This window comes from Microbacterium sp. NPDC060132 (assembly GCF_042729675.1).
Lineage (GTDB): Bacteria > Actinomycetota > Actinomycetes > Actinomycetales > Microbacteriaceae > Microbacterium > Microbacterium sufflavum.
On the sequence record NZ_JBHWXU010000001.1, the window covers coordinates 983,974 to 1,000,417 of the forward strand.

Consider the following 16,444-nt stretch of genomic DNA (forward strand, 5'->3'; position numbering starts at 1 on the left):
GTCGGCTCCCTTCTCCGCGGTCACAGCCGGAACAGCTTCCGCGCGTTGTCGATCAGGATCTTGCGGCGCGACTCCTCCTTGAAGCCGAGCTCGTCGAACTCCGCCATCCACCGGTCCGCGGTCATCACGGGCCAGTCCGAGCCGAACAGCACCCGGTCGGAGATGAGCGAGTCCGCGTAGCGCACCACCTCGGGCGGCAGGTACTTCGGAGCCCAGCCGGAGAGGTCGAGGTACACGTTCGACTTGTGCCACACCATCGCCAGGTTCTCCAGGTGCCACGGCCACGCCGGGTGCGCGCTGATGATGTTCAGCTCGGGGAACTCGGCCGCGACGTCGTCGATGTAGGGCACGGGGCGGGCGTTCTCCAGCCGGTACCCTCCGCCGCCCGGGGTGCCGGCGCCCGCACCGGGGAACCCGGAGTGGAACATGACCACCAGCCCGAGCTCGGCGCAGGTCTCCCAGATCGGCCAGAACCGACGGTCGTTCGCCAGGAACCTCTGCCGCGACGGGTTCAGCTCGCCCACGCCCTTGATGCCGTACTCGTCGTGCATGCGGCGGATCTCGGCGATCGCCGCCTCGCCCTTCCACGGGTCGATGCCCGCGAAGGCCAGGAACACGTCGGGGTGGTCTCGCTGCGCCCGGCCCAGCAGGTCGTTGGGGGCGCCCTTGATCCCGCTGGTCGTCTCCGAGTCGGAGTTGACGATCACGGCCATCATCCTGCTGTCGCGGTACTGGTCGGCCTGCTCGGCGAACGACACGACCGGCCGCTCCCGTCCGAAGTGCGCGGCCATCTGCGTGTGCCGCGTGCCCATCGCCGCGATGAACTCCTCGGTCTGCGGGTGGGTGTGCACGTCGATCGCCACCAGGTCGTCGATGCCGGGCATCAGGCCGCTCCTTCGTTCAGGGTTCCGGCCGCGATGCGCAGGCCGGTCAGCTCCTCGGTGTCGGCCCCGAGCGCGGGCGCATAGACCAGCTCGGGCCGGCCGCTGCGGTGGAACCGGGTGCTCGGCACCGGCACGCGCACCGCGCCGCCCGGTCCCGCGATCTCCTCGACCAGGCCCATGCTCGCGATCTGCGGGTCGTCGAACAGGTCGCCCATCGTGTTGAGCGGGCCGTGCGGGATGTCGTGCGCGGCCAGGCGCTCCAGCCACTCGGCGCGCGGACGGGTGGCGGCGATCTCCTTGAGCACCGCGTCGAGCTCGTCGTAGTTCCGCACGCGCCCCTCCCTGGTCGCGAACCGGGGGTCGTCGGCGAGGTCGGGCCGCTCCAGCACGTCGAGCAGCCCGGTCCAGAACTTCTCCGGCACCGACATGTGGATCACGAACGCCTTGCCGTCGGAGCCGCGGCACGCGTACGCCTGGGCGCGACGCGGACGCGAGTCCGGCGACGACACCTGCCCGGTCTCCAGGAACGCGGAGGCGGACTCGGTGAGGAAGTCGAGCAGCGCACCCACCATCGACACCTCGACGTGCTCGCCCTCCCCGCTCACGTCGCGGGCGTGGAGGGCCGCGAGCACCGCCTGCACCGCCGACATCCCCGACAGCAGATCGGAGAACGCCGGGCCGAGCGGGCGGATCGTGTCGGCGGGGACGACCTGGCTGTACATGCCGCCGGTCGCGGAGATCACCGTGTCGTAGGCGGGACGCTTCGCCGAGGGTCCCGTGGGGCCGAAGCCGGTGATGGAACAGGTGATGACGCGCGGGTTGTGCGCGTGCAGGGCCTCCGGACCGAAGCCGAGCCGCTCGGCGACGCCCGGTCGGAAGTTGTCGAGCACGATGTCGGCGTCGGCGACCAGGGCGAACAGCGCCGCCAGCCCCTGCGGACTCTTCAGGTCGAGCACCACCCCGCGCTTGCCCCGGTTGTACGCGGCGAACTGCGGACTCATGGTCGCTCGACCCTCCCACCGGCGCATCGGGTCGCCCTCCGGCGACTCGACCTTGATCACCTCGGCACCGAGGTCGGCCAGGAGCTTCGCCGCGAAGGGACCGGAGATGTACTGGCCCAGCTCGACCACCCGGATCCCGGCGAGCGCCCCGGCGCCCGGCAGTGCAGTACTCGTCACGTCTGGTCTCCTCTTCGATACCCGTGGTCAGCGCACATCCACGATCACCTTCCCGTCGCCGGCGCGGGGGAAGTCGCGGTAGGCCGTGGCGATGTCGTCGAGCGCGTACCGGGCGCCCGCGAGCGGCGGCAGCACTCCGGCGGCGGCGAGGGCGAGGGCCTCCGCCACGTCGTCGTACCGGGCGCTCGCGGCACCCGCGAGGCGCTTGCGGCGCAGGTAGAAGTCGCGCGCATCGATCCGCAGGTCGGGGTCGACCGAGGCCGAGCAGAACACGGCCCGTCCACCCCAGCCGAGCGCAGCGACCCCGGCGCTCAGCGTGGGGCCGTGGCCGGAGACGTCGAGCACCACGTCGAAGCCGTCCTCCGCGGCGAGGGCGGCCGTGAGGGCGGCGGGATCGGGCGCGTGCAGGAGCCGCTCGTCGCCGACCGGCGTCAGGGGCCGGCGGGAGGCGGCGACCACGCGGGCTCCCCGGGCGAGCGCGATCGCGACGGCTGCGCGACCGAGCGTTCCGCCCGCACCGGTGACGAGGATCCGCTCGTCGGCGGCGAGCGCGGCGATCCGCAGGGCGTTGAGCACGATGGGGGCGCTGTGCACCACGGCCGTGGCGTCGGCGGCGGTCAGGCCGTGGCGGTCGATCGCGTTGCGCGCGGGCACCGCGACGAACTCGGCGGCGCCGCCGTCGCGGTGCACGCCGACGACGGTCTGCGATGGGCAGTCGGCCTCGTCTCCCTCGCGGCAGCGGGGGCACGTGCCGCAGGCGATGTTGGGCTTGACGACCACGGCCTGGCCGAGGCGCGCGGGGTCGACGCCGGAGCCGACGGCGACGATCTGCCCCGCCGGGTCGATGCCGAGGATGCGCGGGAGCCGGGCGTGCGCTCCGGGGCCGACGCCGGCGATGACGTTGAGGTCGAGCTGGTTGATGCCCACGGTCTCGACGCGGATCAGCACTTCGCCCGGAGCGGCCGACGGCACCGCCGACTCCGTGACGGTCAGGCCGTCCAGGTCGTGGCTGCTCAGCACGGCGGCACGCATGGTCACCTCTTCATCGTGGGACTGTTTCGGATACTGTATCCAATTTTCATCGTGGTCGTCCAGACCCCGTTGTCAGCACGATATCGGCCGAAGCATGGACAGCCGATACCAAATTGGATACCGTATCCCAAAATCCGCGTGAGACGCCCCCCTCACGAAGGGGCGCACGCACTGCCCGAATGGAGAGTCATGCGCACGACAAGAACCAGGCTCGGCCTCGCCGTGGCCGGAGGCGCAGCAGCACTGACGCTGCTCGCCGGCTGCACCTCGCCGACACCCGCACCCGAAGGCCCGGTCGACCTCGGTGACGGGGAACCCGGCGCCGCCGAAGACACCAGCATCACGGTGGCCATCCCCTTCCCCGACGTCACGATGTACTCGATGTTCGTCCTCGGCACCGACCTCGGCTACTACGAGGAGGAGGGCCTCACCGTCGAGGTCATCACCGCCGACAACGTCACCGCCGCGGTCGCGAGCGGCAGCGCCGACATCGGCGTGGAGTCCACCGGCACCGTGATCGACGCCATCCGCGGCGGCGTGGAGATCGACCTGGTGTCGGGCCACTACTGCCGCCAGAACTTCGACTTCGCGGCCCAGTCCGACGTGGAGAGCGTCGAAGACCTCGACGGCACCTCGATCGTCCTCGCCGGAACCCCCGGCGACCCGGCCGAGTTCCAGCGGGCACAGGTGCTCGCGGAAGAGGGCTGGGACCTCGAGAGCATCAACGCCGAGGTCGTCTACCCCGGACCCGGCTCCGAATCGTGGACCGAGTTCTTCGTGAACGACCGCATCTCGCTGCAGCCCTTCTACGCCGACGACCGTGCGGCGCTCGAGGAGCACGGCGCGAACATCGTCGTGGAGTCGCTGCGCAACTGGGCCAACGACGTGCAGATCGCCGGCACGGCCTGGGTGAAGGAGAACCCGAACTCGCTCGTGCGGTTCCTGCGCGCCACACTCAAGGCCACCGACTTCATGACCGCCCCGGCACCGGGCGAGTTCCCGGAGAACGCGGAGGAGGCGCTGGACATCTACGAGGCCAACGACTTCGACGTGCAGGAGCTCCGCGACTCCGACAGCGTCTGGATCCTCGACGGCCACCTCGCCTGCCCGAACCTGTACTTCGACGCGGACGCCTGGGACACCACGATCGAGACGCAGAAGCTCGAGCCGCTGGAGTTCGACGACGCGCAGCTCGCGCACCTGTTCAAGGCGCAGGAGCTGCTCGGGCTCGACAACGAGGGACCGGCGACGCTCCCCTACCCCTGAGCCGCACGACCCCGGACGAGGCCCCACCGTTGCGCATGGCGGTGGGGCCTCGTCGCGTCCGCGGGTCAGTAGTGATCGCGGGCCTGGAGGATCACGATCTGCTCGTCGCTCACGTAGTACACGAGGCGGTGGGTCTGGTCGATGCGGCGGGACCAGGCGCCGGAGAGCACGTGCTTCAGGGGCTCCGGCTTGCCGATGCCCTCGAACGGGTCACGGAGGACATCGGCGATCAACTGATTGATCCGTCGCAGCGTCTTCCGGTCCTGGCCCTGCCAGTCGGTGTAGTCCTCCCACCCGTGCGGGTCGAAAGCGAGCCGCCTGCTCACTCGTCGATCAGGTCGTGCTGCTCGGACTCACCTCGGCGGGCGCGCTCGAGTGCCGAGAGGAGCCGCTCCGCGCCGACGGGGTTGCGCAGCAGGTAGGCCGTCTCCGTGAGCGCGTCGTAGTCGTCCTTCGACATGAGCACGGCGTTGCCGCGGCGGGACACGACCTCGACCGGAGCATGGTCGTCGTTCACCTGCTGGATGAGACCGAAGAGACTCTTCCGCGCCTCGGTTGCGGAGATCGCCGTCATCTCGTCACCTCCTGAGTGGTACAGAAAAGCGTACCACTCGGCGAGGCGAGAAGGCGGACCCGACCCCCGTCGCGCATGAGACGGGGGCCGGGAGTCGGGGGCGGCGTCAGCCGACGATCTTGCGCTCGTCGTACCAGGGCGCCAGCCTGCGGCGCAGCACCGAGATGAGGAACAGCGTCAGGTTCGCGATGATCACCATCACCACGACCATCGCGATCGCCTCGTCCATGCGGAACTGATACGCCGCGAACTCCAGCAGGTGACCGAGGCCCCCGGTGCCGCCGAGGAACTCGCCGAGCACCTCGCCCGTGAAGCCGAGGGCTGCACCGCGCTGGATGCCGGACAGGCTGTAGGGCAGCGTCGCCGGGAAGATGACCTTCCACCCCAGCCCGATGCCCTTCGCGCCGTACACGCGTGCCGCGTTCACGAGCGACGGGTTCACGGTGACCGCGCCCTCCATCGTGTTCAGCAGGATCGGGAACACCGCGAGCAGGATCACGAGGGCGATCTTCGACTCGCTGCCGAGCCCGAGGCCCAGGATGAACAGCGGAGCGAGCGCGACCTTGGGCGTGGAGTACAGCACCCACAGGAACGGGGCCACCATGAAGCGCAGCACCGGGGACCAGCCGACCGCGAGCCCCACGACCACACCCACGACGATCGCGATGGCGAGGCCGATGAGCAGGTTCGTGACGCTGAAGCCGAATGCGCCCCAGAACTCCGGGTCGACCATGAGCCGCCCGAAGGCCACGGCGATCGCGCTGGGGGCGGGCAGGAACGCCTCGGGCACCCACTGGAACCAGGTGACCGCCGCCTCCCACACGAGCAGCACGGCGGCAACGACCGCGATCAGCAGCAGCGTCCACCTGCCCTCGCCCGCACGCACCACGCGCCGGGGCCGCACGATCCGCACGGTGCCGGTTGCCGAGACGACGCTCATCGCCTGCCCTTCCTCGTCCACGGCGCGACGCCGCGCTCGATCGCGGTGACCACCTGGGTCATGCCCACGCTCCACACCACGACGATCGCGATCGCCGCGAACGCCTGATCCGTCTGATACGTGTTGGAGGCGCGGATGATGAGCGCGCCCATGCCGCTCGACGACCCGGCGAGCTCGGCCACGACCATGCCGATCGTGGCGAGCACGACCGCCTGGCGGAGACCGGCGAACAGGAACGGGATCGTCGACGGCAGGTACACCGAGCGGTACAGCCGCAGGCGGCCCGCGCCGTACACGCGGGCAGCGCGGATGATCGACGGGTTCGTGGTGCGCATGCCCGCGGCGACGTTCAGCAGGATCGGGAAGATCGCGCTGATCGTGACGAGGAAGATCACCGGTCCGATGCCGAAGCCGAACCAGGCCTTCGCGAGCGGCTGGTATGCGATCGACGGGGTGGCGTAGATGGTCCAGGCGATCGGACCGACCACGCGGTCGACCGGGAGGGACGAGCCCATCAGCAGGCCGACCGGGATGCCCACGACCACGGCGAGCGCGAAGCCGGTCAGCCACGCCTGCGCCGAGATCCCGGCGTTCGCGGCGAGCGACCCGTTCGCGATGATCTCCCCGAAGCCCTGCGCGATCGACAGCGGGGGCGGCAGGAAGACCGGGTTGATCCAGCCGAGGACTCCGACCACGAGCTGCCACAGCAGCAGGAGCACGACGACCTCGACCGCGATGACCGCGGCCTTGCCGCGCGTGCTCAGCCCCGCGAGCCAGGCGGCGACCCCGCCGCGTCCGAGGTTCGGTCCCGTGGCGAGCAGCGCGCTCATTTCGACACCGCTGCCGCCGTGGCCTCGCCCTCCAGCGCCTCCCAGAGGTGGTCGCGGAGTTCGAGGAAGCGGGGATCGTGCTGCACCGACCGCTCGGAGCGCGGCCGCTCGATCCCGGTGGTGATGATCTCCTTGATCGCGCCGGGGTGACTCTTGAACACCACGATGCGGTCGCCCAGGAGGATCGCCTCCTCGATCGAGTGCGTGATGAACAGGACGGTCTTGCCGGTCTTCTCGATCAGCTTCTCGATCTCGTCGCGCATCACCTCGCGGGTGAGGGCGTCGACGGCGCCCAGCGGCTCGTCCATCAGCAGGATGCGCGGCTCGGCGACGAACGCCCGGGCGAGACCCACCCGCTGCTGCATGCCGCCGGACAGCTCCCGCGGGTACGACGACTCGAAGCCCTTGAGGCCCACCATGTCGATGGCCTCCTGCACGCGCTCGCGCCAGTCGGCCGTGCGCAGGCCCTTCTGCATCTCGAGCCCGAACTTCACGTTGTCGAACACCGTGCGCCAGGGCAGCAGCGCGTAGTCCTGGAAGACGACGGCCCGGTCGGGTCCCGGGCCGTCGACCTCCGTGCCGTCCACCAGGACGGACCCGGTGCTCGGCGCGACGAGGCCGGCGATGACGTTCATGAACGTCGTCTTGCCGCACCCCGACGGGCCGAGCACCGTGATGAACTCGCCCTCGAACACGTCGAGGTCAACGTTCTCGATCGCGATCAGCTTCTTCCCCGTGCGCGCCACGTCGTAGCTCACGGAGAGTCCGGTGACCGAGATCAACGGGTCCGTGGCGGAGGGTGCGGTGTCTTTCACGTCAGTCATCGTCGACCTCTCGTCTTGTCGCCGCGCTCGGGTGCGCGGCTTATCGCAGCTTAGGAAGCACCTCGGTGCCGAGGAGCTCGATCTGCTCGAAGAACCGATCGAACTTGAACCGGAAGTCGAACACCAGGTGCTCGGTGCCGATCTCCTCGAACCGGCGGATCTGATCGACCGCCTCGTCGGGGCTGCCGACGATGAGCTGACCCTCCAGGTCTTCCACGGTCTCGAAGCTGCCGGACGGCGGCTTCACCGCGAACTTCGCCTTGTTCGCCCACGCCAGCAGGCCGGGGATGTTCACGTGCTTGAGCGCCTCCTCGCGGGTGTCCTCGATGGAGGTGGGCGGGATCACGGCGATGGTCGGCATCGGCCGGCCGTTCTCGTCGGTCATCTCGCGCATGGTCTGGATGCGCTTCTCCATCGTGGCGAGGCCGGTGCGGCCGGGCATCCAGCCGTCGGCGAACTCCGCCGCGAGGCGGGCCGACCGCGGGGTCGCGCCGCAGTACCAGAACGGGATGCGACCGCCGACGGGCTTGGGCTCGATGGTGACGTTCTCGAACGAGAAGATGCCGTCGTCGTAGGTGACGTCGTTCTCGGTGAACACGCGGCGCAGGATCTCGGCGTTCGAGCGCACCATCTCCACACGGTCCAGGTCGCCCCAGCCGATCGCCTCGAACTCGTGGTCGAACGTGCCGGCGCCGAAGCCGAGGATCAGGCGCGGGCCGAGCAGCTGGGTCATGGTGCCGGCCATCAGCGCCGTCACGAGCGGGTGCCGGAACGGGATGAGCGACCCGGTGCCGAGCTCGATCTTCTCGGTCACCGCGCCGATGGCGGTGAGCGTGGTGAGCGCGTCGTAGAACGTGCGGTTGGGCTTCTCCATCTCGCCGTGCGGCTCGAACACGAGGTGGTCGCGCACCCACACGGAGTCGAATCCGAAGCTCTCGGCGAGCTTCGACCCCTCCAGGAGCTTCTCCTTGCTCGCCTCCTCGCCGAAGTGCGGCAGCAGCAGTCCGAATTTCATGTCAGTTCCTCTCTGCGGCCAGTGCCGCCCTGTCTTCCGCCGAGGCGGCGAGCTTTCCGAAGGCGGGGTCGCCGACGACCTCGCGGTCGACGTACACGTCTTCTCCGCGCACCAGCGTGCGCTGGATGCGGGCGCTGATGGTGCGCCCGTCGTACGGGGTCCAGCCGATCTTCGACAGCACGTCGTCGTTCGTGATGGTCCACTCGTCGGCCAGGTCGGCGATCACGATGTCGGCGTCGGCGCCGATCGTGAGGGAGCCCTTGACGCCCTCCAGGCCGAACTTCGCGGCGGGGATGTGGGCGACCATGTCGATCGCACGCTGCAGGTCGAGCTCGCCCTTGTTCACGGCGTCGAGCATGAGCTCGTAGTAGTACTGGATGCCCGGGGTGCCCGTGTGCGAGCTCCACATCTTGGTCCAGCCGACCTCCTTCTCCTCGCGGGTGTGCGGGGCGTGGTCGCTGGCGGCGATGTCGATCGTGCCGTCCCGCATGCCCTCCCACACGGCGGTGCGGTTGTCGTCGGGCACCCAGTAGCTCAGGGCGTAGGGACCGAGGGTCTCCACGTCGTCCCACGTGGACAGGAACGGCGCCCAGTGGTTGACCTCGCATGTGACGTCGATGCCGTTCTGCTTGGCGCGGCGCACGGCCTCGATCGAGCGCCGGGTCTGGATGTGCGCGATGTGCACGGGGCAGCCGGAGGCCTCGGCGAGCCGCAGCACCACGTCGATCGCGGTGTCCCAGATCACGCCCTCGCGCGCGGCGTAGGCGGAGGCGTAGCCCTGCGGGGTGTTCTCGCCGCGGGCGAGGTAGGCGCCCTCGATGTAGTCCATGAGCGCCTGGTCGTGCGGGTGCACGATGAAGCGCTTCCCGGTCTGGGCGATGTGGTCCATGATCTCGAGCAGGTGCCCGTGGTCGTGGATGCCGGTTCCGGAGGGGTGCGGGTAGTCGCGGCCCGTGTCGACGACCATGTAGATCTTGTAGGCGCGGATGCCGAGGTCGCTCATGCCCGCGATCTCGTCGAACTTCGTCGGGGCGGGGTTGTGGTTCCAGTCGACGATCGACGACTCCTCGTAGCGCCGGAACACGTCGGTGAGGGTGGCGACGTCGGTCGTGGGCGGCTTGAGGTTGGGCATGCCGAACATCGTCGTGACACCGCCGGCCGCGGCCTGGAGGCTGGTCGTGTAGATGTCGTCCTTGTGCTCGTAGCCGGGCTCGCGGGTGTGCACGTGCACGTCGACCATGCCGGGCAGCACGAGCTTGCCGGTGGCGTCGATCGTGCGCGCGGCGTCGATGTCGGTGTCGGCCGCGACGATGCCGGCGACCCGGCCGTCGGCGACGAGCAGGTCGGCGACGACCGGTCCTGCGGGGGTGACGACGGTGCCGCCGGTGATCTTCAGATCGACGCTCATCGCGCGACCTCCTGTTCCTGAACGGATTCTGTCTGGATGGACTCGCCGATCGCGGGCGACGGCGTGGTCCGGTGGATGAGATGCGCGGGGCGCACGTGCGTGTCGAACCAGCCGACGATCACCGGGGTGGTCTGCTCCCAGTACGTGTCGTAGGCGGCGTAGTGCGTGGTGTGCCGCTGCATGATGAGCTGCTTGGGGCCGCGCGCCGCCTCGTACAGCGCCTCGGCGTGATCGGTCGGCGTGGTCGCATCGCCCTCGACGCCGATCACGAGCAGCGGCGTGGTCAGGCGGGCCGCGGCGTCGATGGGGCGGTAGGCGATGATGCCCTCGGCGCACGCGAGCGGCACGGCGGAGGGGATGCGGTCGTCGACGTCGGCCTTGATGGTGGTGGCGCGACGCTCGGCCGTGGGGATCATGATCTCCTCGCGGGGGTGCACGATGCGGCCCTCCCCCGTGGTGACGCGCCGGCGGCGGTCGTCGTCGAGCGACTTCTGGAAGTCGAGCCACTCGTACTCGCTGCGCATGCGGTGCAGCCAGTCCTCGCCGTCGGCCACGGGAACCTGGCTGACGGCGGCCTTGACGCGCGGATCGACGTCGGCGAGCAGCACCGCGTTGCCACCGCCGGTGCCGCCGGTGCCGAACACCCCGATGGCGTCGGCGATCACGTCGTCGCGCGTGGTGAGGTAGGTGACGGCGTTGACGAGGTCCTGTAGCTGCCAGGCGGGCGAGAGGTAGCCGCGGTCGCCGTCGGAGTCGCCGAAGCCGCGGTAGTCGATCACGAGCACCGCGAAGCCGGCCGCGACGAGGGCCTCGTGGTAGCGGACGTAGAGCTTGGCGTCCTTGAGGCCGAGCCAGCCGGGCCCCTGCACGATCGCGCGGTACGGGCCGTCATGGTCGGGGGTCCGCCAGATCGCGGAGATGCGGGAGCCCTCGCTGAAGAACGAGACGGGTGTGGTCTGCATGGATTCCTCTCGGCTGAACGCGGCGTCGCGATCGGGCGATGTGCGCCGCGGCGGTGGGCTTCTTCATCATGACCCATTTTGGATCCAGAATCCAGTATTGATTGGATCCAGAATCCGAGCTAGCATGACCGCATCGCGCCGACCCGATTGGCCGGCGCCGGTGGTCCCGACCTGGACTGCGACCGCGCACACACCCGCGCCTCCCCGCCCACGTCCTCCGGAGAACCATGACCCCCACCGCCCGCGCGCTCGGCGCCACCCCCGTCCTCGCCCTCCTCCTCGCCGCGGGCCTCAGCGGCTGCGCGAGCGGCCCCGCCTCCCCCGCAGCCGCCGACGCCGACCGGCCCCGTGCGACCCTCGACAACTGCGGCACCGAGGTGACCCTCGACGGACCGCCGCAGCGCATCCTCACGGTCAAGTCCTCCACCCTCGAACTCGCCCTGGCCCTCGGCGCGGGCGACCGCATCATCGGCTCCGCCTTCACCGACGGCCCGCTCCCCGAGGCGCTCGCGGCGGAGGCCGACGGCATCCCCACCGTGTCGGACAAGGTGCCCTCGAAGGAGGCCGTGCTCGATCTCGAACCCGACCTGGTGTTCGCCGGATGGGAGTCGAACTTCTCGGTCGACGGCGCCGGCGAGCGCGACGACCTGCAGCAGCTGGGCATCGCCACCTACGTCGCCCCGGCGGCGTGCAAGGCGCCCGGCTACATGCCCGACCCGCTCACGTTCGACGACGTGTTCGACGGTTTCACCGAGGCGGGCGAGCTGCTCGGCGAGCAGAGGGCCGCGGCGGCCCTCGTCGCGGAACAGCGGACCGCCCTCGACGCGATCGCCCCCGACGACCGCGGGCTCTCCGCCGTCTGGTACTCGTCGGGCAGCGACCAGCCCTTCGTCGGCGCGGGCATCGGCGCCCCGCAGATGATCATGGCGGCCGCGGGGCTGGAGAACGTGTTCGCCGAGGTGCACGACACCTGGACCTCGACCTCGTGGGAGCTGATCGCGGAGGCCGACCCCGACGTGATCGTGCTGGTGGACGCCGCGTGGAACACCGCCGCGTCGAAGCAGGAGCTGCTGGCGTCGAACCCGGTGACCGCCCAGCTCGACGCCGTGCGGAACGAGCGGTACGTGGTCGTGGACTTCCCGGCGACGGAGGCTGGGATCCGCAACGTCGACGCGGTGGCCGCGATCGTCGCGCGGCTCGGAGAGCTGTGAGCGTCGCGGCGCCGCTGCGCACGGCGGCCCCGGCCGCGGTCGTCCGCCCGGCACGGCGACGGGGGCGCGCGGCCTCGGCGACCGCGGTGCTGCTGCTCGCGCTCGCGGGGTCGGTCGTGGCGGCGGTCGCCATCGGTCCCGCCGACATCACGCCGTCCGAGCTGCTGGCGAGCGCATGGTCGCACCTGACCGGGGCCGCGAGCGGGCTGAGTCCGATCCGCGACGCGATCGTGTGGGAGGGACGGGTGCCCCGGGTTCTCACGGCCGCGGCGGTCGGTGGCGGCCTCGCGCTGTGCGGCGCGGTCATGCAGGCCCTCACCCGCAACCCCCTCGCCGACCCGTACCTGCTCGGCTTGTCGTCGGGAGCGTCCACCGGCGCCGTGATCGTGATCGTGCTCGGCGCCGCCGTGGCCCTGCCGTTCGCGGCGTTCGCCGGTGCACTGCTCGCCCTGGCGCTCACCCTCGGGCTGGCCAGGGCCGCCGGCGCCTCGTCCGCGACCGCGGTGGTGCTGGCCGGACTCGCCGTGTCGGCGGTGCTCGGCGCGCTCACCAGCCTCGTGATCTTCTGGAGCGCGACGACCGACAGCTACCGCGAGATCCTCAGCTGGCTGCTCGGCTCCCTCGGCGGCGCCGACTGGTCCTCGGTCGCGCTGGCCGGGACCGCCGCGCTCGTGTGCGCCGTGCCGCTGCTGGCGGCCGCCCGCCCGCTCGACAGCCTCGTGCTCGGCGACACCGCCGCCGAGGCGCTGGGCCTGCCGGTCACCCGGCTGCGCGTGCTGCTGTTCGTCTGCACGGCACTGCTCACCGGGGCCCTGGTCGCCGTGAGCGGATCGATCGGCTTCGTCGGGCTGATCCTGCCCCACGCGGTGCGCGCGGTCGTCGGCTCACGGCACCGGGTGCTGCTGCCGGTGTCGTTCCTGGCGGGGGCCGTGTTCCTCATCTGGGCCGACACGATCGCCCGCACCGTGTTCGATCCGCGCGAACTGCCGGTCGGCATCGTCACGGCGCTGATCGGCGGGCCCGTGTTCGCCGCCCTGATGCTGCGCATGCGGAAGGCCAGGGCATGAGCGGGGCGACTGGTGGGCTGAGCGCGCCGAGCGCCGGACCCGCATCCGCTCCGCGGCGGTGCCCACGGACGGCACGCTCGTGAGCCCGAAGACCGACGGCCTCGACGCGCGGCGGCTCCGGTTCGGCCACGGCGACCGGGCGATCCTCGACGACCTGTCCCTCACGGCGCCCGGCGGTGCGGTCACGGCGCTTCTCGGCCCCAACGGCTCCGGCAAGAGCACGCTGCTGCGCCTGATCGCCGGCACCCTCCGCGGCGAGGTGGAGGCTCTCGCGCTCGACGGGGTGTCGCTGCCCGACCTGCGCCGCCGCGCCCGTGCGCAACGCGTGGCCCTGGTCGAGCAGGAGTGGTCGGCGGCCGAGGGGCTGACCGGACGCGACATCGTGGCGCTCGGGCTGCTGCCCCACCGCGGATGGCTGTCCTTCGACGGCGAGGAGGGCGACGCCGCGGCCGTGCACGACGCCCTCGTCCGCGCGGGGGCCCTCGCCGTCGCCGACCGCGACGCCGCGACGCTCTCCGGCGGCGAGCGCCAGCGCGTGAACCTCGCCAGGGCGCTCGCCCAGCGCCCGTCGCTGCTGCTGTGCGACGAGCCGACCAATCACCTCGACATCCGCGCCCAGCTCGACGCGCTCGCACTGCTCCGTCACCTCGCCGACGACGGCCTGACCGTGCTCGCCGCACTGCACGACCTCAACCACGCCGCCGCCTTCGCCGACCGCATCGTGGTGATCGCGGACGGACGGGTTCAGGCCGCGGGAACCCCGGGCGACGTGCTGACGCGGGAGCTCATCGCCCGCGTCTGGCAGGTCGACGCGCAGGTGCTGTCCCGCGCGGGCAGCGGCCGCCCGCTGATCGTGTTCGACCCCGAGCCCGCCGTGCTGCGGTGACCCCGCGCGTGCGTGTGCTCAGGCGGAGCGCGGGCGGAGGACCGCCAGCGAGCGCAGGGCCCAGCCGAACAGGATCGACAGCACGCCGATGCCCATCGCGAACGCCGCGACGCCGAACGACACCACGGAGGTGAACAGGGACGCCCGCAGGAACGAGGCGTTCATCAGGGTGGCCCGCACCGGGTCGTCCATCGCGAGCTCCGCGTAGGTCTTGCCGTCGGACGCCTCGAGCGCGTGGTGCTGGATGATGTCGGCCTGCACGTAGGCGGTGAGCGGTCCGGCGACCGTCTGCCCCTGGAAGGCCATCGCGTCGTCGGGGATCGTGATGTTCTCCGCCCGCAGCTGCGACGACACCATGATCCAGACGACGATGCCGGCGACGATCAGCACGATGCCGCCGACGATGCCCAGCACGCCGACGACCTTCACGATCCGTCTCCTGCCGTCGTCGGGGTGACGGACTTCGGTGGTCTCGGTCGCTTCGCTCATGGCCGCTCTCCTCGCCTCGGGGACTGCGCCTCCAGGCTAGGGCCGGGGCCGCTGCGCCTCTCGCGGCACGGCCGGAAATAAGCCGGGTGATTCCCCGAGTGCCTCCCCGAGAGCGGCCGCGGCGAGGGCGGCGGCGGTGTCGAGGTCGCGCATCCACAGCGGGTGCACGGGCGCGGGCAGCCCCTGCGCCTCGAGGTCGGGCGCGAGAGGGGCGTCTTCCTCGGCGATCAGCCACGCGTCGAGCAGGCCGCCCGTGGCGCGGGGGCCGTAGTGCCGTCCGACCGCATCGGCCGTGGGGGGAAGGCCGACCGCGGCCAGGCACGCATCGGCCATGCCCCGCACGGGGGATCCCGCGATGATCGGCGACACCCCCACCACCCGACCGGAGGCCGCCCGCACGGCCGCGGCGAGCCCGGGCACGGCCAGGATGGGCCCGAGCGACACGACGGGGTTCGACGGGGCGAAGAGCACGGCGTCGGCCGCGGCGATGGCCTCGACCACGCCCGGCGCCGGGGTCGCGCGCTCGATCCGCGGGTTGTCGAAGCGCTGCGCGGGGACGGTCGCCCGGTGGCGCGTCCACCACTCCTGGAAGTGCATGCGCCCGAGGGTCGTGTCCACGTGCGTGTCGACCTCGGTATCGGTCATCGGCAGCAGCGCGACCCCGAGCGGCCAGCGCGACGCGAGCCGCGCGACGACCTCGGTCACGGTCGCGCCCTCGTGCAGCCACCCGGTGCGGGCGATGTGCGTGCCGAGGTCGAGGTCGCCGAGCGTGAACCACGGCCACCCGGCACCCCAGGCGTGCAGCTCGGCGGCGGTGCGTTCGGATTCGCCCGCCCGGCCCCAGCCCCGCGCGGTGTCGTTGACCCCGGCGAGCGCGTAGACCATCGAGTCGACGTCGGGCTGGAGTCGCAGGCCGCTCAGCCACAGGTCGTCGCCGGTGTTCGCGATCACGGTGATCCGGGCGCGCGTGCCCCCGGCGCCGTCCGGCCAGCATCGCCGTGCGGCCTCGCGCACCCCCACCGTGAACTTCGCGCCGCCGACGCCCCCGGCGAGCACGACGATCCGCGGGGCGGCCTCGGGCCCGGGTTCGACGTCGGTCGAGGCGGCCGCTCCGGCGACCGCATCCCCGCGCGCCGACGGGGTCGCGGACGAGACGGGCTCAGCCCGCCCGACACCGACGCCGGACGGGACGGGGTCCTCCGGCCCGGTCATGATGCCAGCACGAGACGTGGGGCGAGGAGCGCCGCCGTGCGCGGACCGAGACCGCACCGTCGGGCGGCTCGGAGGTGATCGGCGTGGTCGAGGTCGCGGCGCAGCCCGCTCAGCACGGGGAACCCCACCTCCGCGAACCCGGCAGCGCGGTGCGCGGCGGCCGAGTCGTCGCCGAAGCAGGGCCGCAGCGGTACGTCGGCGCGGGCGGTCGCGAGCACGGTGCCGGTGCCCTCCGCGTCGGGCACGAAGGCCCGCGGGTGGGCCGCGGCGTAGTCGAGCGCCCGGGTGAGCTCGTCGGGCAGCAGCGCCGGGAGGTCGCCGAGCAGCACGGCCCGCGGGAGCCGCGTCGACGCCGCAGACACCCCCTGCGCGATCGCCGCGGTCAGCCCCTCGACGCGGTCGCGCACGATCCGCACGCGGGGCACCGGGAGCAGGGCGGCCGCGGTGACCTCGTCGCTCGTGACCACCACGACCTCCGCGACCCGCGGGCACAGCGCGGTGGCCTCGACCGTGTCGAGCGCGATCGCCCTGGCGAGCGGCTCGCGGTCGACGCCCGGGAGCCGCAGTCGCGTCTTCCCGAACTCCGCCCGCTTCACCGGGATCACGACCACCCACTCCCGCGCCGGGGCGTGCGGTGACGCCCCGGCACGCAGACCGCCCGTCATG

At 71.6% G+C, this 16,444-nt stretch carries 18 protein-coding genes; 4 read left to right on the forward strand and 14 right to left on the reverse strand.

The genetic code is table 11. The annotated features are described in order from the left end of the window. Positions 1-20: 20 nt before the first annotated feature. Genes ACFWCH_RS04925 through ACFWCH_RS04935 form a run of 3 tightly spaced genes read right to left on the reverse strand, consistent with a single transcriptional unit; the run spans position 21 to position 3,094 of the window. Positions 21-884 carry an amidohydrolase family protein gene (locus tag ACFWCH_RS04925; RefSeq protein ID WP_378803030.1) on the reverse strand — a complete coding sequence of 288 codons (864 nt, stop codon included), beginning with the start codon at positions 882-884 and terminating at the stop codon, positions 21-23. Continuing rightward, complete coding sequence (locus tag ACFWCH_RS04930; RefSeq protein WP_136035168.1) at positions 884-2,062, reverse strand: CaiB/BaiF CoA-transferase family protein; 1,179 nt, start codon at positions 2,060-2,062, stop codon at positions 884-886. Before ACFWCH_RS04930 ends, ACFWCH_RS04925 begins: the two co-directional genes overlap by 1 nt. Before the next feature lie 27 nt (positions 2,063-2,089). Next, on the reverse strand, positions 2,090-3,094 hold the full coding sequence (locus tag ACFWCH_RS04935) for an alcohol dehydrogenase catalytic domain-containing protein (protein ID WP_378803842.1): 1,005 nt from the start codon (positions 3,092-3,094) through the stop codon (positions 2,090-2,092). 189 nt (positions 3,095-3,283) lie between these two features. Here ACFWCH_RS04935 and ACFWCH_RS04940 point away from each other — a divergent pair, with 189 nt between their 5' ends. Beyond that, positions 3,284-4,360 carry an ABC transporter substrate-binding protein gene (locus ACFWCH_RS04940; RefSeq protein ID WP_136035170.1) on the forward strand — a complete coding sequence of 359 codons (1,077 nt, stop codon included), beginning with the start codon at positions 3,284-3,286 and terminating at the stop codon, positions 4,358-4,360. Between the two features lie 65 nt (positions 4,361-4,425). Here ACFWCH_RS04940 and ACFWCH_RS04945 read toward each other — a convergent pair whose 3' ends face one another. From ACFWCH_RS04945 to ACFWCH_RS04980, 8 genes are all read right to left on the reverse strand, one after another. After that, positions 4,426-4,686, reverse strand: coding sequence for a Txe/YoeB family addiction module toxin (locus ACFWCH_RS04945; protein ID WP_247637995.1), 261 nt, complete (start codon positions 4,684-4,686; stop codon positions 4,426-4,428). Further along, entirely contained in the window at positions 4,683-4,934 is a 252-nt protein-coding gene (locus ACFWCH_RS04950; RefSeq protein ID WP_136035172.1) for a type II toxin-antitoxin system Phd/YefM family antitoxin, read from the reverse strand. Before ACFWCH_RS04950 ends, ACFWCH_RS04945 begins: the two co-directional genes overlap by 4 nt. Positions 4,935-5,040: 106 nt before the next feature. Beyond that, positions 5,041-5,874 carry an ABC transporter permease gene (locus tag ACFWCH_RS04955; RefSeq protein ID WP_136044371.1) on the reverse strand — a complete coding sequence of 278 codons (834 nt, stop codon included), beginning with the start codon at positions 5,872-5,874 and terminating at the stop codon, positions 5,041-5,043. After that, positions 5,871-6,704: an ABC transporter permease gene (locus ACFWCH_RS04960; RefSeq protein WP_136044370.1), complete on the reverse strand. Its 834-nt coding sequence runs from the start codon at positions 6,702-6,704 to the stop codon at positions 5,871-5,873. The genes ACFWCH_RS04955 and ACFWCH_RS04960 overlap by 4 nt, the downstream gene beginning before the upstream one ends. Next, positions 6,701-7,528 (reverse strand): ABC transporter ATP-binding protein, encoded by an 828-nt coding sequence (locus tag ACFWCH_RS04965; RefSeq protein ID WP_136035175.1) that lies wholly within the window; start codon positions 7,526-7,528, stop codon positions 6,701-6,703. Before ACFWCH_RS04965 ends, ACFWCH_RS04960 begins: the two co-directional genes overlap by 4 nt. Before the next feature lie 40 nt (positions 7,529-7,568). Beyond that, positions 7,569-8,543 carry an LLM class flavin-dependent oxidoreductase gene (locus ACFWCH_RS04970; protein ID WP_136035176.1) on the reverse strand — a complete coding sequence of 325 codons (975 nt, stop codon included), beginning with the start codon at positions 8,541-8,543 and terminating at the stop codon, positions 7,569-7,571. A 1-nt stretch (position 8,544) separates the two neighbouring features. Further along, entirely contained in the window at positions 8,545-9,951 is a 1,407-nt protein-coding gene (locus tag ACFWCH_RS04975; protein WP_136036801.1) for a dihydroorotase family protein, read from the reverse strand. After that, a complete protein-coding gene (locus ACFWCH_RS04980) occupies positions 9,948-10,913 on the reverse strand; it encodes an alpha/beta hydrolase (RefSeq protein WP_136035178.1) in 966 nt (321 codons plus the stop codon). The genes ACFWCH_RS04975 and ACFWCH_RS04980 overlap by 4 nt, the downstream gene beginning before the upstream one ends. A 227-nt stretch (positions 10,914-11,140) precedes the next feature. On the opposite strand from ACFWCH_RS04980, the gene ACFWCH_RS04985 reads away from it, so the two are divergent. From ACFWCH_RS04985 to ACFWCH_RS04995, 3 genes are read left to right on the forward strand one after another with little or no spacing between them, the layout of a single operon-like run. Further along, positions 11,141-12,124 carry a putative F420-0 ABC transporter substrate-binding protein gene (locus tag ACFWCH_RS04985; RefSeq protein ID WP_378803031.1) on the forward strand — a complete coding sequence of 328 codons (984 nt, stop codon included), beginning with the start codon at positions 11,141-11,143 and terminating at the stop codon, positions 12,122-12,124. Next, a complete protein-coding gene (locus ACFWCH_RS04990; protein WP_378803032.1) occupies positions 12,121-13,191 on the forward strand; it encodes a putative F420-0 ABC transporter permease subunit in 1,071 nt (356 codons plus the stop codon). Before ACFWCH_RS04985 ends, ACFWCH_RS04990 begins: the two co-directional genes overlap by 4 nt. 58 nt (positions 13,192-13,249) lie before the next feature. Continuing rightward, positions 13,250-14,077, forward strand: coding sequence for an ABC transporter ATP-binding protein (locus ACFWCH_RS04995; protein WP_240745272.1), 828 nt, complete (start codon positions 13,250-13,252; stop codon positions 14,075-14,077). An 18-nt stretch (positions 14,078-14,095) separates the two neighbouring features. Here the strand turns inward: ACFWCH_RS04995 and ACFWCH_RS05000 are convergent, their stop codons facing one another. The 3 genes from ACFWCH_RS05000 to cofC are packed head-to-tail and all read right to left on the reverse strand — an operon-like array spanning position 14,096 to position 16,443. Next, the gene (locus tag ACFWCH_RS05000; RefSeq protein ID WP_136033914.1) at positions 14,096-14,566 is read right to left on the reverse strand and encodes an aromatic ring-opening dioxygenase LigA; all 471 of its coding nucleotides are present in this window, start codon (positions 14,564-14,566) and stop codon (positions 14,096-14,098) included. A gap of 36 nt (positions 14,567-14,602) precedes the next feature. After that, entirely contained in the window at positions 14,603-15,778 is a 1,176-nt protein-coding gene (gene cofD / locus ACFWCH_RS05005) for a 2-phospho-L-lactate transferase (RefSeq protein WP_378803033.1), read from the reverse strand. Continuing rightward, positions 15,775-16,443, reverse strand: coding sequence for a 2-phospho-L-lactate guanylyltransferase (gene cofC / locus ACFWCH_RS05010; protein WP_378803034.1), 669 nt, complete (start codon positions 16,441-16,443; stop codon positions 15,775-15,777). The genes cofD and cofC overlap by 4 nt, the downstream gene beginning before the upstream one ends. Position 16,444 lies beyond the last annotated feature (1 nt).